Raw genomic sequence first — 17,739 nt, forward strand, 5'->3', positions numbered from 1 at the left:
GGTTGATTCTGGACTTCTTGAAGCTGACATCACTCATCAGAAAAATAGACACTGAGAATAGTCTATTTTTTATCTGACTAAAGTGATAAAAGAGGGATATCCCTACAAGAAGGTGGAGACCGCTCAATGGTGGCTACCGTTGCTTCAGTCTCAGCTCAATTGACAGGAGAGAATTCATTATGAAAAAAATCATGATCGGTGGAGTGACTATTGTTACGACAGCTTTGGCCCTTTCTGCCTTGACCACTCCCGCTCAAGCCAAAACCAAAGGATTCAATGTCAAAGCCAATGGATATTGGGCCAAAGGGCATTGCTATTTCGGCAGCATTCAAGGGAAGTGCGTGGTTAAAAATCGCAAGGGGAAACGAAATCCCAAACGACGTAAAGCAACGACCGAAATCATCTCTTTCTATGTGTTTAACCAAGGCCATTCTGCACCTATCAAAACTCGCTGTACCAACAGCAAGCACTGCACTCAGAAATTCGACTCACTGGGTTATCTCAAAAAGCCGATTGGTATGTGGTCTTGTATTCGCGCTAAGAATCTCAATAACAATGGATATCGAACATTTTGGGTGGGCCTGATTAAGTTCAATCGGCCCCTAGGCAGGAGAACTCAGACCATGGCCAATGCTTGCCAAGCCTGAGGTACGAGCCATCGGAATTGAACAGCTAGCCTCTTGGGGGGACTGAAATTGAAGCCTTTCTAAAGGACGATTCGTTGAATGTTGATTCATGCCAATTAAATGGTTTAATGATCTCTGGAACCTTTGATGTGTGGACTCCGATGGCTCTGTTAACCGTAGATAAAATCGAACAGCTTCGTAATCAACTGGAAGCCTGTACGAATCACCAAACTGCGTCAGCATTGAAAGTTGCGATCGCAAGACTGGAATCCCAACTCCAACCTCCAACTCCCACGGAGCCTGAAACTCAGCTAACGGACGAAATTCTCCAACCCCTGATCGCTCAAGGCAGTATCAAGGTGTATCATCCAAGCCGTTAGGGCTCCGTCCTACCGATTGATTTCAGCTCTATTTAGGTGCATTCTCCAGCACCATCAAAACTGACTTTACAGGGCGAAGTAGTGGCTCTCCTTGCAGACTTTTACCCGTAATCACTTGGTCTTGATACACTAGGGAAGACGAACTGCCGCCATCCAGATTTAAGGCAGACACTGCACCCTGCTGTTCCATAAAATCGGCTAGCTCAGGGAGTGAAAGTCCAGGCTTGGTCGCAGACTGTTGCTCCACCAACATCCAGATCACATCTCCTTTGTCCGTAATCCCGACGGCACTTCTGGCATTAGGTTGGCGACTGCCAATGGCATCTCGAATTACCTGGCCATCAACTGAGTCGGTGAACCCTTCTGCTTGTGAGGTCAGTTGGGGAAGGAGCTGAGGCCCCGCTCCCAGGGCATAGCTAAGGGTGCAGTCTGGAGGAATAGGCTGGTTGTATAAGGTAATGGCATAGGTAGTCTTATCGCCACATTGATATTGCCGAAACTCCGAGCGATTGAGGATTTTCGGTAGATAGGTTTTGAGATCGGGATTATCCACCAATCTTGAATTCTGAGTTGGGTCAGCCAGGATTGGGCCCCCTCGCCGAATATCGGAGGTGGTTAGCTGATTCGCAGGGTCAAAATATCCCCCATTGATCACAGCAACTGGCTTGGGAGTGCTTTGGGCAAAATCAACCACGGTTTGGAGTCCGTCCACGACATCAAGACGAACGGTATAGCGGGGATGGTTGGGGATCCGCAGGACATGTACCGTTGCCTGCGATAATTCCTGTTTTTGATATTGCATGGTGGGTGGCAGTGGTGGTGGCTGCGGCGAGAGTTGAGACGGAGCAGAACACAGTCCCAAGCTCATGGCCAAAGACATACTGATAGACCATCCAATCAATCTCATATCTATCTCCTACTCAAAGACCTGATCCCCTTGCTGGAGGCGGTGGGCAATTCTATAGGTTTGGCCTTGGGCTCTAGCCGTGGGGGCATGGGCCGCTAAGTAACGGGAGGCGGCCACTAACCAATAGGGACGGGTAGGGCTATCTGCCCATTGCTCATACTGGCGAACCGCAGCCTCTATTTCCTGGATGGTGTGAAAATTGCGATCTTCCCGGAGCAAGAGTTTCCCTAGCTCGGCCAGTAGATGGGGTGCTTCTCCTCCATTGAATTGAAACTGGGCCACCACCTCGCCTACTGCCTTGACCTGCTGTTGGCGATCGAGTAGATCAGGAAGTTCGGCCAAAGAGGGGGCTTGGGATTCAGGCCGAGGTAACGGCACCGGAGGTATATTCAAAAAACGATTGAGATAAATCCGCATCGCTGCATCAAACACCCCTCGCAAGAGGGTAACAGAAGGGACTCGCCGCAATCCCTGACACACGGCATTGGCAAAGGTAAAAGTGTGATGGGCAATATCCCAATCCCGAAAATCATTGTTGATGCTGAATTGGGCCACCCGTCTAGCGGCTGCATAGGTGACGACCTGGGCCAATTCCACATCGCTGCATCCGTTTTGAATCGCTCGGAGCAACTCGTCAATGATCAGGGCTGGATCATCGCCTAAAAGGATCGGGATTAAAGCCCCTTGATCCACTGGCGTCTGCTGGGATGCTTGATAGAGTTGTGGCAATTTAGCAAAAGCCTGCTCCAACAGAGCTACCAAATCAACGGGGCTGCGCCAAGCACTGGACTCTTCCATGCGTTCAGCATCGGTATACCCCCTGACCAAGCTGGGCAAAATGGTCTCGGCTTGATGCCAACCCACTACATCTAATGCTTCAAGGGCTTTATTGGTAAAGTCCAGAGTATGACCGCCATCCAGAAATCGGTGATCCGTGGCAGCAGCAAACAGCATCTCGGCAATCTGCGCTGGAGGCGCTTCACTACGGATAGCGGAAACGAGACAGCGTTCGGCTCCCTGCTGATCTCGAACCTCTACAAATTCTCGGAACCAACCCTTAAGAGTGGCAAACTCAGCGGTAGATTGCGGGAGAGGTTGAATATCAAAGCGGGGCGGTGAACCCGCACAATCCCGAGCAACGGCGCTTAACCCGTGATAGAGGGCTAAAGGTCGATCGTCTTGATCAAGATGGGGCAAGAGATTGGCCATACAGGTCAAGATGGTTAAACCTGCGCCCCAACCGGCTCGTCGATAGCGGCTGCCAAAGGCTAACCCGATTTCAACCAGTTCCGCCGGATCGACACCCAAGGCCAGTAATGCCAATACCGATTTAGCAATGACTAGGGAAATGCTCTGTTCTAAGCCATCCGCAAGACGCTGTTGATAATAGGCTTTTCGATCTTGAGGCGTGGACAGATCCACCCAAATCTGACCTTCCCGAATCTCTACGGGAAACGACTGGACATCATCGGCCCACAGATCAAAGGTGCCTCCACTGGCTAAGTCAAAGCGGGCATGGTGCCAGTGGCAAATCAGAATGCCGTCCTGGGCAGTGCCTTTGTGGAGCGGAAATCCCATATGGGGACAGCGGTTGTCGATGGCAAAAACCTGATCTGTTTGCCGGAAGAGGGCAATAGCTTTACCGTCCACATAGACGACATGACAACCCGATTCCGAGAGATCGGCCAGATCAGCCACGTAACTGAATGTGCGATCGCAAGTCTCCATGCCTACCTCACCCTCTGGGGAACCTTATTGCTGGGGGTATCTTCAGAATAATGCTCTAGCGTTGATGGGATTTAGGATAACTCACTTAGTGCTAGGGTGTGGAACGGCCCTCGAATTGAAAATCCCTCTGCTCCGAATTGTCTCCTACTCAAGCCCATGCAAACCACGATTGACACTCAGATTACAGCGGTTACCGTCTATAGCCGCCAGGCCCAAATTACTCGCCAAGGCACAGTTGAGCTGACAGGCAGTGAGCAGGAGATTATCATTCCTGATTTACCCATGACCTTACAAACCGATTCGGTGCGGGTCTCCGGTTCTAGTACCCAGGCGGTGCAGTTACTGGGGGTAAGGACAGAGTCCGTGGCAACCCTTGAATCAACTGAGCCAGACGTGGCTCGAATCGAAGCGCAAATTAAAAAGCTGCAGCGCCAGCAACGACGCTACCAGGATCAATTAGCGGCAGTGAAGCTCAAGTTGCAGGCCGTAGAAGCCCTCAGCACCAAAGCAATTCCAACCCTGTCGAAAAAAATTGTCAAACAGCAAACCCTGACTGAGACCCACGCCCTCTTCGAGTTTTGGGGTGAACAATATGAAACCTATAGCGATGCAGTGACCCGTATTGAAGGTCAACAGGAAAATCTCCAGCAGCAAATTCAATTACTGGAAGACCAACTCCAAAAACTACAAACCCGTCGTCCCCATGAGCGCTATCATCTCGTGGTCAAAATCGCTGCCGCAGTAGGAAGCCTGGATTTAGAGGTCACCTACCGAGTCAACCAGGCTCAGTGGCGTCCCCTGTATGATTTACAGTTCAATACCGAAACGGGTGTTCTAGGCCTGTCCTATCTAGCGGAAGTGGAGCAGACCACAGGAGAGAGCTGGGAGGCCGTCGACTTAACCTTATCCACTGCCAAACCTGGACTCGGTTCTTTACCCCCTAAGCTAGAACCTTGGTATATCAACTTACCCCAGCAGGTAGAAATGCTAAAACGGCGGAAGTCTGCTGCACCGATGGCTGCGGCGTTAGAAGTTGGAGCCGACCTAAAAGCAGCTTCGCCTCCCCCTCCCAGCCCAGCCTCAAAGAAAATGGCCCAGGTGGCAACGGCAGACATCTCCAAATCTGGGACGGTGGTCTCCTTTAAGATTGGAGGCAATAGTGATATCCCGAGTGATGGCAATCCCCATACCGTCACTTTGGCCAATCAGGAGTATCCGGTGGACTGTCAGCATATTGCCATGCCGAGCCGAGTTAGTTTTGCCTATCTCCAGGCCACTGTGAGAAACCCGACGGATGGCGTTACTCTCCTGCCAGGGAAAGCGAATATTTTTCGCGATCGCATGTTCGTTGGCACCGCTAAACTCGACCATACAGCCCCTGGACAAGAATTCAAGACCGATCTTGGAATCGACGAAGGACTCGGGATTGAACGAGAGCTAACCGAACGCCAGGTCGACAAAAAACTGATTGGCGGTCAACGTCGAATTACATTTGCCTACCGCTTAGTGGTCACCAATTTCCTAGAGCAAGCCGCCAAGCTTAAGCTAACAGAACAGTTGCCCGTTAGCCGAGATGAGCGCCTTAAGGTCCGACTGACCCAGAGCCAACCTAGAATTGAGGCAGGTGAGCTGGGACAGTTAGATTGGACGCTAGTTTTAACGCCACAACAACGCCAAGTCATTGAGTACCAGTTCACTATTGAACATCCCCCAACTGAGTCTGTGCAAGGTTTAGGTATCTAGCTCTCTCCTTAATTTCCTGTAAATCTAAAAAGTATTGGTCCGTTTTCCAGATTTAATGTCGGATCATTTTGGAGTTACCCAAAAGTAGCTGTCTAGATTAACCTACAATCCTTTCTCTGTAAGTCTTACACCACAAACTTGGAGTCGTTGATACTTTACTGCAATTTGTGATGGGCTTTAGCCTGCTTTCATCTAACGGTTGACCTTATCTCTAAGAGCAATAAGCTAAGGAGTAAAGCAAATACGTAATTTTCGAACACTCGAATCAGGATAATCCATGCTCTTCCCGAGCTTGTCTTTCTCGAACCTCCTCAAGCATAGATGCAGCTTCTAGCACCACAGTTGGCATTGAAACAGCCAAGCCTGAAAGTTGAATAGCCTTCTCAGCAAGCTCACACGCTTTATCTTCGTCGCCTAACTTAAATGATAATAATGCTGCTACTGCGTAGCTAAAGCCTGCACTTTCACAGTGACCTTTTGCACGTTCAAAATGAGTATCGCTCAGTTCAATTCGAGTTGTGATCGCCTCTCTAAACTGCCCTGACCCCTCTAGTATGAGTGATTTCAGACCAAGCACTTGCTCTTCATGCCAGGTGGATAGACTCCCTTTCTCGTATACTTCATTGGCAACTACCTTGTGAAGCTCGTCTAGTTTCTCCAGACAAACTTCAAATTGTTTCTTCCCAAGTAAATCCAATACCACATCAATTTCGCGGCTCCATGCCTCATTTTTCATGACACCCCATTAAAGGTTACCGAGAGAATCTAGCACCAAAGTCTTATGACGCCTAACGCTTGAAATCAGCAAACCGCTGATAAGCGACAAAAAATATAAGTAGCCTATATCGGGTCAACTACATCAATTTATTCTGCGTTGGTGGCAAAGTATTATTCCATGCAGTCTACAGAGTCGCAAGCTGGTTTAACTGCACAAACTCTGACTCCATCAGCTCTTTCCAAGCCTGATTCACGGCAGGACTGGTGGGGTTGGTTTGTTTCTGCTGGGCTAGTTCTTTCACGGCGTCATACCAATAGCCCGCTTCAGCATACACATCAGCCTTATTCCCTGCCGCCAACTGATTAGCAAGCTGAGGACTGGGTGGCGTATAGGTGATCCACCCCATGGCGGAGAGTCCCCGGCGGTCATTTCCAGAACAGAGGAGCCGGACCATCCAGCGATAACTCTTGCCCGCTTCTAAGGACTGAGTTGTGCCTTCTTCAGGTAAAGAGACACTAGCCAGGCCCCCCTCTCCAGAGATGCGCGAGGTAGCAGCATAAATTAAATCCGTGGGGTTATCCTCGGCATCCACGCTGTACAGAGAAAAGTTGACGTATTGATAGGTGTTTTGGGGAATAAACCAGTAGAACGTCGGCGTTGCCGATGCCGTCAACCCGACATTACTTTTAGGAACGAGGGTCGTTAATGTCGGGTTGCCACTGGCTTTACATCCTCCGCCTCGGGTGGCTAATCCTCGTCGATTCCCCGGTTTGCCAACAGTGCCCCCCGGATTAAATCGGGCATCACTCGGTAACGCTTGTAAGCAAATTCCAGCGATAGATGCGATCGCAATACTCTTAGCGAAGAAGGACATTCTTTGGGACACCATTTTGGACATAATTGTCAACCAGAACCTCTATCTTAAAGGACTACAGTTTGATGCACTGTGTTCCAGCTCACGAGCTATACCAGAGAGCAAGTGGGTGTGAATTCGCAAGCACCAGACCTCACTCCCCTGTACTTAGGATGTGTTTCTCCCTTGCTCTAGATCCATCGATTAACAAAACCCTTTAGGGGGCAACCGGTTGGACTGTCTCGTTGGTAGGGTCAAGTTTGATCGTGCTGAGAATGGAACGATTGGTTGCTGCTAGCTCATTGTAGAACTTCACTTTTTCGCTATAATCCTCAAAGTTTTGATTAAATTGAGTAATTCGCTTCTGTAATTGCTGAACTTGGGCATTAAACTCCCCCACCTCAGTGTTAAAGCGCGATCGTTCTTGTTCAAAGGCATTGACGAGGCTGGCATCCCCCTGGCTGAGATACGCCTCAGCTTGCTGCTTTAACTGGGCAAGATTGGCCTTCATCTGCTCCAAGGTTCGATAACTGGCTTTGAGGTTGTCTTCTGTCCGCTGAATATCGTCCTTTTCCGTTTTTAGATTGAGTTCTAAGGTATTCAATTCCGGTTCCAAAAGTTGGATTTGAGACTCAACGTCGGCTAGAACGCTGCGGGAGCGTTCAGCGAATGCGACGACCTGTTTGCGATCGCGAAAGTACTGCCGATAATACTCCTCTAACTCTGGGTCGCCCAAATTCGCTAAACTCGTCCCTAAATGGGAGTGCAGTTCATTGATATAAAGCTCTGGATCGCCCGTTTCATACTCTTGGAGCACGGCCAACAAATGCTTATTCTTGACTTGTTTCGCTGCCCGCTTCAACTTTGGGGCTAGATGCGATCGCTCTTTTGGAGCCAGCTTTTGATACGCCGCATGCAGCATCTCGTGGGCCGCCACCATTTCCATCATTCCAGCTAAACGTGGATCGGTGATCGACTGGATGATGATCTTGCCTTCGTAACCATTACTGGTAAAACAGCCTAATAGAATGGTCTTTTCAGTATTGTGATGGGCCTTCCGACAGAGCTTATGGAATGTTTTTTTAGATTCAATTCTGGGGGTCTGCTGATAAAACAACTGCTGCGCTTTGGGGGTCATTGTTGTGTCTATCGCCAACTGTCTAATTTTGGGTGAGGATGGTTGATGGGTTTTGGGAACCATTGGCGCGCAACTGCTCAACCATCCGCCCCCCACAGCAATCAAGAGCGAAACGGTAAACAAGGGGTGCTGGAATCTGCGCATCAGTGTGAAGCTGTGAACGAGGGCCTTAACTCAAGATAGACAAGTTTTTTCATCAATATGACTTAAAAAGGGTTTTCAACTCTTCTGGGTCAGGGAGGTGATCTCAGCAAGCGTGATTTTCTTTGCCAGCCCGATGACTCAGAATCGCGTCGAGGCGTGCTGAACGTCACACTAGTTTGGCGGGTTTGATCACGGTGTGACGCTTTGAGATTAGGGACTATAGCGATAACAAGTGTATTAACAATCGCAATGAACCTGGAGAACAGCATGAAGCTCACTCGCCGAGTCTTTTCTATGATTTCAATTTCCTTTCTGTCCCTGATCGCAGCGATTCCGGCGTTTGCTGCTCCCGCGTATTTGGTGGGACAACCTGGCGGTCGCATCAATGTTCGGTCAGCGCCTAGCACCTCTTCGTCTTCCCCCCACTACGGTGTCGTCGGCGATCGGGTACACGTAATTGATGCAACTTACAGTGATGATGGGTATCACTGGTACTATGTGGAATTTCCATCTGGTGCTCGGGGCTGGATCCGAGGTGACTTAGTGGATGTCCAAGATCCGATTGGTCTGGATGATTTCTAGTCAGTTTGACTGTCATCCAATGCACATTCCGCCGGTCTGCTCAGCAGGCCGCCCAAGGGTCTGCCATAATTGCGGAATTTCCTACGACATGGGATGCAGCGACAGCGACTCATCAAAGTGGACTGGTTGCCACGATCACACCCGCCACAGCGATTGAATTGGGATGTGATCGTGGCAGCTTATCCATTGGCAAAAGGGCTGATTGACTGACGGTTTATGATGACGGCATGGTCCCAAAACTCATGTCTGTCTTTCGGGATAGTCAGCGGGTTGCCTCACCTAGATGATATATGCCCCTATCGATTGCCATGATTAGGGTTGAGTCATTTTGTAACTTGAGTTTACAGATTAAAGATGAGGCGGTGCGATCGCAGCGTCATCCCCCATAATGGCAAAGTTGCTCTAGATTGCATCTATGTCAGTATCGCTCACCTGTCGCCAGGAGACTGCCTGCTTTGGCGGCACCATGGGATTTTACAGTCATGACTCCCAGACCTGCCAGACGCCCATGCAGTTTGCCGTCTATCAGCCTCCCCAAGCGAAGACAGGTCGGGTTCCTGTCCTCTACTTTTTGTCTGGCCTGACCTGTAGCGAAGAGAACTTTATGATGAAGGCGGGGGCCCAGCGATACGCAGCTGAATATGGCGTGATGCTGGTGGCACCCGATACCAGCCCACGGGATGGCGAAACCCCTGGTGCTGAGGAAGATTGGGATTTGGGAACCGGGGCGGGATTTTATGTAAATGCGACGGCGGACCCTTGGGCCAAGCATTATCAGATGTATGACTATGTGGTGGAAGAGTTACCGGCACTGATTGCTCAATTCTTTCTAGGAAATCCTGAACGGCAAAGCATTTGTGGCCATTCCATGGGGGGACATGGGGCGTTGGTTTGTGGGTTACGGAATCGCGATCGCTATCGGTCCATTTCAGCCTTGGCACCCATTGTGGCGCCTACCCGTTGTCCTTGGGGGCAAAAGATCCTCTCTCAATATTTAGGCCCGGAGACTGAACCCTGGAAAGCCTATGATGCCTGCGAACTGGTGCATCAATATCAAGATGATCGTCCGTTGTTGGTCGATCAAGGGACCGCAGATTCATTCTTAGAAGAGCAATTACAGCCTCATCTGTTACAAGAGGCCTGTACCCAATCCGGTCGGCCTTTAACCCTGCGGCTACAACCCGGATATGACCATAGCTACTACTTTATTGCCACGTTTATAGGCGATCACCTTCGCTTTCATGCTGAATACCTGAATTCATAGCCTTTGCGAGACTGAAATGCCATTGCAGTGGAGACAATGCTTTAAAATTGAAAGAATTGTCCCCCGCCCATCTTCATGAACATTCAGGGATTTTTCCAACTCAGTTGCGGCCGCTGGTTTACGCAACGGACGTGTCACCAGCTTGGACAAGCCTCTTCAGAGGCACATACGGCACAGATGACCGTCGAGTTCGTTGACTTAGCGGATCCAGGGGTCAAAGCATTATCTAAAGATGCATCCATCGATCTAAAGTATGCGCTCTGCGCCGTGAGGATTGCCTGGCAGGAACAAGATTTTCAGCCACAGCCACCCAAGCAGGGGCAACTGATCATGGTCCCCATTGCAACCACCCCTACGGCCTCTCAGGGGCAAATCTTCCAGGGAATGGATTCAGGAGACATTAATTCCTGCAATTTTAAGATGGGGGCAGATCAGAAATTAGTCCTTACTGGAGACCTCAACCCTTTAACATTGGAAGAGCAAATTTGGTTTGCCAGCCCCAATCTTCGTTTACGGATGTCGCTCTTAAAGCAAGCCAACCAACTGCACCAAGCCACTTGGTATTCTGAAGTTAGAATGGGGACCTCTCCACAATCAACCCCAGAAGAACGGCCCCAAGCAGCATCAACTCAGTAATTGAGATAGCTCCATCATTAGATTGTTCAACGTCACGCATTTGAGATAAGGATATCTGTATGGGTTTACCCATTGTTGCCATTGTTGGTCGCCCCAATGTGGGTAAATCGACCTTAGTGAATCGGCTAACCGGCATGATGGATGCCATTGTTCATGATTCGCCAGGGGTGACGCGCGATCGCACCTATCGTCAAGCGCTTTGGAACGGTCGAGATTTTTCCCTAGTGGATACCGGGGGACTGGTGTTTGACGATCAAACTGAATTCCTCCCTTTTATCCGCCAACAAGTCATGATTGCCTTAGAGGAAGCCACCGTGGTCGTCATGGTGGTGGATGGGCAAGCAGGACCCACCCCCGCAGATCATGAAATTGCCCATTGGCTGCGGCAGCAAGATACACCTGTCCTATTAGCGGTCAATAAATGCGAATCGCCAGAGCAAGGCATTACTCAGGCGGCCCAATTCTGGGAATTGTCATTAGAGGAACCGCTCCCTGTTTCAGGCATCCACGGCAATGGCACAGGGGATCTTCTGGATCAAGTGGTGGAACATTTCTCCGAAACCCCTGAATCTGATGATGAACCGGAAATTAAGGTGGCTTTGGTGGGACGCCCGAATGTGGGTAAATCGAGCTTGCTGAATGCCTTTGTCGGTGAGAACCGTTCGATTGTCAGCCCCATTTCAGGGACAACCCGTGACACCATTGATATGGTAGTCCGCCGGGGTGAGCAAACCTACCGCTTTATCGATACGGCAGGGATTCGCCGCAAAAAGAATGTCACCTATGGACCGGAATTCTTTGGCATTAATCGGGCCTTTAAAGCGATCCGGAGATCGCAAGTCGTATTGTTTGTGATTGATGCCTTGGATGGCGTTACTGAACAAGATCAGAAGCTGGCGGGCCGCATTATTGATGATGGTCGGGCTTGTGTATTGGTGGTAAATAAATGGGACGCCGTTACGAAGGACACCTACACCATCAATGAATTTAGTAAACAAATTCGATCTTGCCTCAACTTTATGGACTGGGCAGAAATGATTTTTGTCAGTGCCCAGACCGGGCAACGGGTAGAAAAAATTCTGGGCCTAGTGGATACTGCGGCTCGACAGTTTGAACAGCGGGTGACCACTTCGGTGATTAATGAAGTCTTGGAGGAAGCTGTGAGCTGGCATACGCCTCCCACTACTCGCCAAGGACGACAAGGTAAGATTTACTACGGCACCCAAGTCAGTAGCCAACCCCCTACAATCGCTCTGTTTGTGAATAATCCTGACCATTTCAAAGACAATTATCGTCGCTATATCGAACGACAGTTTCGAGAAAATTTAGACTTTACGGGTACCCCTATCCGTCTACTTTGGCGAGGGAAGAAGCTGCGAGATGTAGAACGGAATACGGCCAACCGAGCAACCCGAGCTTAAACTGGGTCTTTAAGATTACAGGCTCCCCATGCCACAGGATTAGCTTTGGGAATATCTAACTGGCTGAGGTTTTGTCGAGAACTCAGTCAAGATGATAACGTTTTGAGCGCAAGATCATTTTGGATCAAATCTTTGTCCATCCAAAAGATTCGGTATGTGTGTTGGGTTGAGTTATATAAATTGGGAATGATAATAAAAATATCTTTAAAGTAGATTACTGATCTAGATTTTTATCAGATATTTCTCACCTATCAACCTCAATAAAATAGCTGTTGCAAAAAAAATGAAAAGCAAGTGGATTGCATTGGGTGGTTTAAGCTTTAGCATTAGTTTTTGTTTGTCTATCCCTATCAACAAAAATCTTGAGAAATCTCTATTAATGGGGTTAGGCACATCAGCAAGCACAGTGGCATCTGTCGCAATCTTGAGTAAGCTGAATAAGATTGATGAGCATATTTATAGAAGTAGAGTAGCGCTAGCCGAGCAACAAAAAGATTTAGAAGCTCAATTAGCTCGTTTGCAAACTGATAAAGCCTCTGCCGGTGAGTCACTCGCGATAGTTGTTGAACAACTTGATAAGAAAAATGAAGCTTATTCCCATATTTCTGATAGAAATAAGCAGCTAGAGTCAGATAAGGAAGATTTAGAATCCCTAATCAACCAATATTCTTCAGAGTTAGAAGATATTAGTTGTTTAATCGAAGAGGGAAATGAAGAAATAGATCAATTAGATCAGAAAAAGTCAGATATTGAACAGTCTGTAAAAGACTTAAATCATCAACAGACTTGTTATGAGCAAAGCGTTAAAGAAAATAGGTCTGCTCTTAAGCAACTTGAGACTGAAGTCAGCGCTCTTGAGGACCAGAGAGGTAGATTATTGTCTGATTGTGAAGGTCTTAATGAAGAGATCAGGTATATTGAGCAAACTAGAGCGGATTTAAATACCTCTATTTCTGATCTAGAGCGACAACTCAGTCAGATGGATTCAGAGGAGAAGCATTTGCAGGAATGCATTAACACGCTTAGTTCTCAAACCACAGTTAAAGAAGCTGAAGTCAATAATTTAGAAATAGAAATTAGTGAACTAAATCAAAAAATAGTTGAAGGGAAGAAAAAGCCCTTCTCTTCTCTAGACTTGGTTTATATTGGCAATACAGAGCTTGATGAGAGACAACAAGCAATAAGGAAGATTTGTGAAGAGAGAAATATAGATATTTGCACTCATTACACGAGGGTTGAGCATTTAAGCAGCATATTGAGCAAAGGTTTGATTCCCAGGAAAAAATTGCATGAATATGGAATTGAATTAGCTTGCTCATCAAATAATAAGATTGAAAGGCAACGATTGGGAAACTGTTTAAGCATCAGTCACCCTAGTAATGATCCATTCAAAAGTTCTAGTTCTAACAGCAAGAAAAAATGGGTCATTCTAAGTTACAGAAAAGAAATACTCTGGGAACTAGATTGTGAGTTCTATGCTCAAAATGGTGCCGATGAAATAAGTGCTTTAATTCCAGAGGAGCATAGAAACACTGCGATGGCATTGAGTAACATGTTCTTTGATGGAACTAGTCACTATACCCAAGATGTTAAGGCTGAGGTTTTAGTGTTTAATATGATTCCTTCATTTTACTTAAAAGAAGTAACATTCTATGATTCTGAATCATTGAAGGAATGGATTAATGATAAGTCTTGCTTTAGGTTCAACCATGATCTCTTTGGGCTAAGAGATACTATTCCAGGAGGTTGTGAAACTCCTGCTGAAGTGCAAAAGACAGACTTATATTGATATTATTTTAATTAGCTAAAATGCAAAACCAAGCAAGTATATAAATACCCTGCTATGGAGTGACTTAAAAACTATTTTTAACCCTAATTGCAGCTATCGGATGCAGGCTGAGATTTCGCGACTGCTGCTTGGTCTTGGCTTCCTTTCTCTGAGAGAGAACCTAACACTTTAGTTAATGGAAAACCTCTGCGGATTCCTCTATTACCGGGAGACTCCAATAGCACTGAATTTGGACCTGAGTTAGGTTGCTTATTCGATTGTGCAGTGCTTGATAATCTCTTACTGATTTGACAGAGATCTTGATTAGAGTAAGCATTTTCTGATTTCTGCTCTGATAGAGAGGCAGGAGAAGTCTCTTGAATATCCGAGGCTTTTGGGGTGGGACTATTTTTCTCCTCAGCCTGTGATAAAGAAGGTGAAAAATATAAACAAGATCCTAGCAATAGAACTGCTGATTTCAAACGCCACTTCATCAGAACACCCACCCGTATTAAGCCAGAGAAAAGGCTAGACTATTCTTTCTAGTTTAACGAAAAGCGAGTTCTATCAACCGGTGCTTATTTAGTGATGTGCCAGTTGCTTAAGGTTAAATATCACAGAGATAATCTCGAATGGCTTCATTGAGGGGATCATCAATCAGGGGGTGCCAATGTTCTCCGGCGATTTGGCCATTAATCTCTATATCTTTGAATTGGTTAACACGGCAATCATAAGTGGTTACATAGTCTGTGCGCTGCGGAGTTGCGCGCTGATTAATGTAGTAGCTTATGACTGTGACCTCAGAGCCTGACCATTCGATGGAATCACGATCAAAATATTGGCGAATTAGACCTTGATCGGCTTCTGCAGCTAATTCCCAAGTAGTCGCAGTGGCTGGCTTTGCGGCTAGTAGCAGCCATGCGATCGCAAGTCCGATCACCAGAAGCCCCGTCCCAAATTTTCTCATTGCCCCACCTTTAATGGTCTGCCGTTACCGCTACTTTACGGTAACGGCCTTTAGGATAGCCAGCCGTGACAATAAGCAATGTCAAAGTGATATCACTTTGCTATCTTAGTGATATAGAGTCGAGGGAAGTAAACCGATGAACGCCACGAAAGAATCATCAGCTTGGAAAATAAATGGGTTTGGAGTGTTGCCAGTTCTCCTACTGTCTTTAGGAATTAGTGGTTGGTACCTGTTTCCCTTTGTCCTGTTCGAGAAAACATTAGCTGGACCGCAGCTCTGGCTAGGCTCTGGATTAATCGCTATGGCCGGGATTTTAGCAGCTGGCTTTTTTCTCGTAGACCCCAACCAAGCCCGGGTGTTGATCTTGCTGGGGAAATATATCGGCAGTATTCGAGAACCTGGTTTTTACTGGACCCTTCCTTTTGTCGTCAGTAAGCGTCCCGTCTCCTTGCGTGTTCGCAACTTTAATAGTGAAAGGCTGAAAGTCAATGATGCCCAAGGAAGTCCGATTGAAATAGCAGCGGTGGTGGTTTGGCGAGTTGTGGATTCTGCAAAGGCCATACTGGATGTCGAGAGCTGTCGTGATTTTGTGGCGATTCAAAGTGAGACGGCCCTGCGGAGTTTAGCCAGCCGCTATGCCTATGATATTTTCGACTCCACCCAAGAGTCGTTGCGCGGAAATCCCGATCAAATTTCTGACCTACTGAAGCAAGAGGTCCAGCGCCGCTTGGAGGTGGCAGGGGTCGATATTATCGAAACTCGGATTACACACCTGGCCTATGCCCCTGAAATTGCCCAGGCCATGCTCCGTCGCCAACAAGCGATCGCAGTGATTGCGGCCAAAGAACGGATCGTCGAAGGGGCCTTGGGCATGGTAGAAATGGCACTGCATCGATTAAGTGAGCAACAGGTCGTTGATCTGGATGAGGAACGCAAGGCGTCTATGGTCAACAACCTACTGGTCGCCCTAGTCTCAGAAAGTTCGACACAGCCCATTATTAATGCTGGATCCTTATATACGTGAGCAAAAAAAAGCGCTTCTTACTCCGACTCGATCAAACCCTCTACGACACCCTGGAACGCTGGGCGGCAGATGAGTTACGCAGCGTCAATGCTCAAATCGAATTTTTGCTGAAGGAGTCTACCCGAAAGGCTGGCCGCCATAAAGACGCCTCCACTTCTGAAGACTCTGCCTCCAATTAGTCAGAATCGCTAGAAAAATTGATTCAATCATCGGCAACTTGATGGGCAGAACTTCCCCCAGGTAATGCCGCAACAATGGCATCTGCAACCCGAGCCACCGGAATCAGCTCAATCTCCAAATCAGAAAAGGATGAACCTTTGGGAATGATTGCTCGTTTAAATCCCAGTTTAAGCGCTTCCTTTAACCGTAATTCAGTCTGGGAAACCGAACGGACTTGGCCCCCCAAACCCACCTCGCCAATCACAACAGTGGTGGGGTCTACCAGTCGATCGCGGAAGCTGGCTGCAACTGCGATCGCAACGCCTAAATCTGCAGCAGGTTCAGCCACGCTGAGCCCCCCAGACGAAGCCACGTAGGCATCGAGTTTAGACAGGGGAATACCAAGACGTTTTTCTAATACCGCCAATATTTGCAGCAGACGATTATATTCAATGCCCGTGGTTGAGCGGCGAGGCGAACTGTAGCTGGTCGGGCTAACCAAGGCTTGCAGTTCGACAACAATGGGGCGAGTCCCCTCGCAGGCCACAATTGTGGCTGTACCGGGTGATACTTCTTCGCGATCGCCCAAAAACAATTCCGATGGATTCAAGACTTCTCGCAAGCCTCGGTCGATCATTTCAAATACCCCCACTTCATGGGTTGCCCCAAACCGATTCTTCACAGATCGAAGCAGCCGATGATTCGCAAAGCGATCGCCCTCAAAATAGAGGACCGTATCCACTAAATGTTCTAAAACTTTGGGACCAGCAATGGCCCCCTCCTTGGTGACATGACCGACAATAAACAGCGTGATGTGATCGCGTTTGGCCAATCGCATCAGAGCTGAAGTGCATTCTCTCACCTGGGCCACGGAGCCGGGTGCTGAAGTTAGCGTCGAGAAAAAGAGAGCTTGGATGCTGTCAATAATGGCGACTTGAGGTTGGAGCGAATCTAATTCTTGCAACACCACCTCTAAATCGGTTTCAGGTAAAAGATACAAGTTTGAGTTTTGGTTTGCCTGAGTCGATTTTGTTGACGTTTGAGTAATCTGATTCCCAGCATTAACGTCACCAATCCCTAATCTTTGAGCCCGCAATTTTACCTGCTGTCCCGATTCTTCTGCACAAACATAGAGAACACGCTGTCGAGCACTCAAAAAGTTGACAATTTGCAACAAAAGCGTGGATTTGCCAATTCCTGGATCACCCCCTACTAGCACTAAGGATCCAGGAACAATTCCCCCTCCCAATACACGATCTAACTCGGAATATCCAGAACTAAATCGTTGAATCGGCTGTTCGGAAATTTGGGTCAACGTTAGTGAAGATAAGGCCTGAGGTGAAGTGTTTCGATGTTGCCGATGTCGTTGTGCCAAGCGAGTTCCATCGGTTGCCGGTGGAGAATTGGGTGCCACTTGTTCTACTAAAGAATTCCAGGTTTGACATGCAGGACACTTACCAAAAAATTGCGGAGAAGCTGCACCACATTCTTGGCAAATGTAATGAGTTCGTATTTTTGCCATATAATTCTTAAATAAAATTGAACTGTTAATATTCTTAAACTCTATAGTGTGAAAGCATTCCAGCGTTTTTTCCTGTTACTAACTTCATGCTAACTTAATAACAGAGGACTAAAATTTAACTTTTAGAAATGACTCGCAATTAAGGAGCATTACGGAAAT

The 17,739-nt window shown here is 47.7% G+C and carries 19 protein-coding genes; 11 read left to right on the forward strand and 8 right to left on the reverse strand.

Annotated elements, in window-relative coordinates:
• Positions 1-179 precede the first annotated feature (179 nt).
• Together Q0991_RS02310 and Q0991_RS02315 are read left to right on the forward strand one after the other, a co-directional pair.
• Positions 180-647 carry a hypothetical protein gene (locus Q0991_RS02310; protein ID WP_299485114.1) on the forward strand — a complete coding sequence of 156 codons (468 nt, stop codon included), beginning with the start codon at positions 180-182 and terminating at the stop codon, positions 645-647.
• 74 nt (positions 648-721) lie between these two features.
• Positions 722-1,006, forward strand: a complete 285-nt coding sequence (locus Q0991_RS02315; protein WP_148215813.1) for a hypothetical protein — start codon at positions 722-724, stop codon at positions 1,004-1,006.
• Between the two features lie 28 nt (positions 1,007-1,034).
• On the opposite strand, the gene Q0991_RS02320 is transcribed toward Q0991_RS02315, so the two are convergent.
• Together Q0991_RS02320 and Q0991_RS02325 are read right to left on the reverse strand one after the other, a co-directional pair.
• Positions 1,035-1,913, reverse strand: coding sequence for a phosphodiester glycosidase family protein (locus Q0991_RS02320; RefSeq protein ID WP_299485118.1), 879 nt, complete (start codon positions 1,911-1,913; stop codon positions 1,035-1,037).
• Between the two features lie 9 nt (positions 1,914-1,922).
• Positions 1,923-3,641, reverse strand: coding sequence for a Rieske 2Fe-2S domain-containing protein (locus Q0991_RS02325; protein ID WP_299485120.1), 1,719 nt, complete (start codon positions 3,639-3,641; stop codon positions 1,923-1,925).
• Between the two features lie 156 nt (positions 3,642-3,797).
• Between Q0991_RS02325 and Q0991_RS02330 the strand changes: the two genes are divergently transcribed.
• Positions 3,798-5,384 carry a mucoidy inhibitor MuiA family protein gene (locus tag Q0991_RS02330; protein ID WP_299485122.1) on the forward strand — a complete coding sequence of 529 codons (1,587 nt, stop codon included), beginning with the start codon at positions 3,798-3,800 and terminating at the stop codon, positions 5,382-5,384.
• Between the two features lie 265 nt (positions 5,385-5,649).
• On the opposite strand, the gene Q0991_RS02335 is transcribed toward Q0991_RS02330, so the two are convergent.
• From Q0991_RS02335 to Q0991_RS02345, 3 genes are all read right to left on the reverse strand, one after another.
• On the reverse strand, positions 5,650-6,120 hold the full coding sequence (locus tag Q0991_RS02335; RefSeq protein WP_299485124.1) for a hypothetical protein: 471 nt from the start codon (positions 6,118-6,120) through the stop codon (positions 5,650-5,652).
• 166 nt (positions 6,121-6,286) lie between these two features.
• Entirely contained in the window at positions 6,287-7,000 is a 714-nt protein-coding gene (locus tag Q0991_RS02340; RefSeq protein ID WP_299485126.1) for a DUF928 domain-containing protein, read from the reverse strand.
• A gap of 172 nt (positions 7,001-7,172) precedes the next feature.
• The gene (locus Q0991_RS02345) at positions 7,173-8,237 is read right to left on the reverse strand and encodes a hypothetical protein (protein ID WP_299485128.1); all 1,065 of its coding nucleotides are present in this window, start codon (positions 8,235-8,237) and stop codon (positions 7,173-7,175) included.
• Between the two features lie 267 nt (positions 8,238-8,504).
• Here Q0991_RS02345 and Q0991_RS02350 point away from each other — a divergent pair, with 267 nt between their 5' ends.
• The 6 genes from Q0991_RS02350 (at position 8,505) to Q0991_RS02375 (ending at position 13,929) form a co-directional block, all read left to right on the forward strand.
• Positions 8,505-8,819 (forward strand): SH3 domain-containing protein, encoded by a 315-nt coding sequence (locus Q0991_RS02350; protein WP_366524875.1) that lies wholly within the window; start codon positions 8,505-8,507, stop codon positions 8,817-8,819.
• A gap of 5 nt (positions 8,820-8,824) precedes the next feature.
• Positions 8,825-9,025, forward strand: a complete 201-nt coding sequence (locus Q0991_RS02355; protein ID WP_299485132.1) for a hypothetical protein — start codon at positions 8,825-8,827, stop codon at positions 9,023-9,025.
• Between the two features lie 209 nt (positions 9,026-9,234).
• The gene (gene fghA / locus Q0991_RS02360) at positions 9,235-10,083 is read left to right on the forward strand and encodes an S-formylglutathione hydrolase (RefSeq protein ID WP_299485134.1); all 849 of its coding nucleotides are present in this window, start codon (positions 9,235-9,237) and stop codon (positions 10,081-10,083) included.
• Between the two features lie 75 nt (positions 10,084-10,158).
• Positions 10,159-10,719 carry a phycobiliprotein lyase gene (locus tag Q0991_RS02365; protein ID WP_299485136.1) on the forward strand — a complete coding sequence of 187 codons (561 nt, stop codon included), beginning with the start codon at positions 10,159-10,161 and terminating at the stop codon, positions 10,717-10,719.
• Between the two features lie 59 nt (positions 10,720-10,778).
• The gene (gene der / locus Q0991_RS02370) at positions 10,779-12,140 is read left to right on the forward strand and encodes a ribosome biogenesis GTPase Der (RefSeq protein ID WP_299485137.1); all 1,362 of its coding nucleotides are present in this window, start codon (positions 10,779-10,781) and stop codon (positions 12,138-12,140) included.
• A 283-nt stretch (positions 12,141-12,423) separates the two neighbouring features.
• Positions 12,424-13,929 carry a DarT ssDNA thymidine ADP-ribosyltransferase family protein gene (locus Q0991_RS02375; protein ID WP_299485139.1) on the forward strand — a complete coding sequence of 502 codons (1,506 nt, stop codon included), beginning with the start codon at positions 12,424-12,426 and terminating at the stop codon, positions 13,927-13,929.
• Positions 13,930-14,012: 83 nt separating this feature from the next.
• On the opposite strand, the gene Q0991_RS02380 is transcribed toward Q0991_RS02375, so the two are convergent.
• Positions 14,013-14,402, reverse strand: coding sequence for a hypothetical protein (locus Q0991_RS02380; protein WP_299485141.1), 390 nt, complete (start codon positions 14,400-14,402; stop codon positions 14,013-14,015).
• Positions 14,403-14,515: 113 nt separating this feature from the next.
• A complete protein-coding gene (locus tag Q0991_RS02385) occupies positions 14,516-14,875 on the reverse strand; it encodes a hypothetical protein (protein ID WP_299485143.1) in 360 nt (119 codons plus the stop codon).
• Positions 14,876-15,011: 136 nt separating this feature from the next.
• On the opposite strand from Q0991_RS02385, the gene Q0991_RS02390 reads away from it, so the two are divergent.
• The gene (locus tag Q0991_RS02390; protein WP_299485145.1) at positions 15,012-15,899 is read left to right on the forward strand and encodes an SPFH domain-containing protein; all 888 of its coding nucleotides are present in this window, start codon (positions 15,012-15,014) and stop codon (positions 15,897-15,899) included.
• On the forward strand, positions 15,896-16,078 hold the full coding sequence (locus Q0991_RS02395) for a hypothetical protein (protein WP_299485148.1): 183 nt from the start codon (positions 15,896-15,898) through the stop codon (positions 16,076-16,078). The genes Q0991_RS02390 and Q0991_RS02395 overlap by 4 nt, the downstream gene beginning before the upstream one ends.
• 23 nt (positions 16,079-16,101) lie before the next feature.
• Here Q0991_RS02395 and radA read toward each other — a convergent pair whose 3' ends face one another.
• Positions 16,102-17,580, reverse strand: a complete 1,479-nt coding sequence (radA, locus tag Q0991_RS02400; RefSeq protein ID WP_299485150.1) for a DNA repair protein RadA — start codon at positions 17,578-17,580, stop codon at positions 16,102-16,104.
• Positions 17,581-17,739 lie beyond the last annotated feature (159 nt).

The organism is Acaryochloris sp. IP29b_bin.137 (assembly GCF_028285745.1).
Classification (GTDB): Bacteria; Cyanobacteriota; Cyanobacteriia; order Thermosynechococcales; family Thermosynechococcaceae; genus Acaryochloris.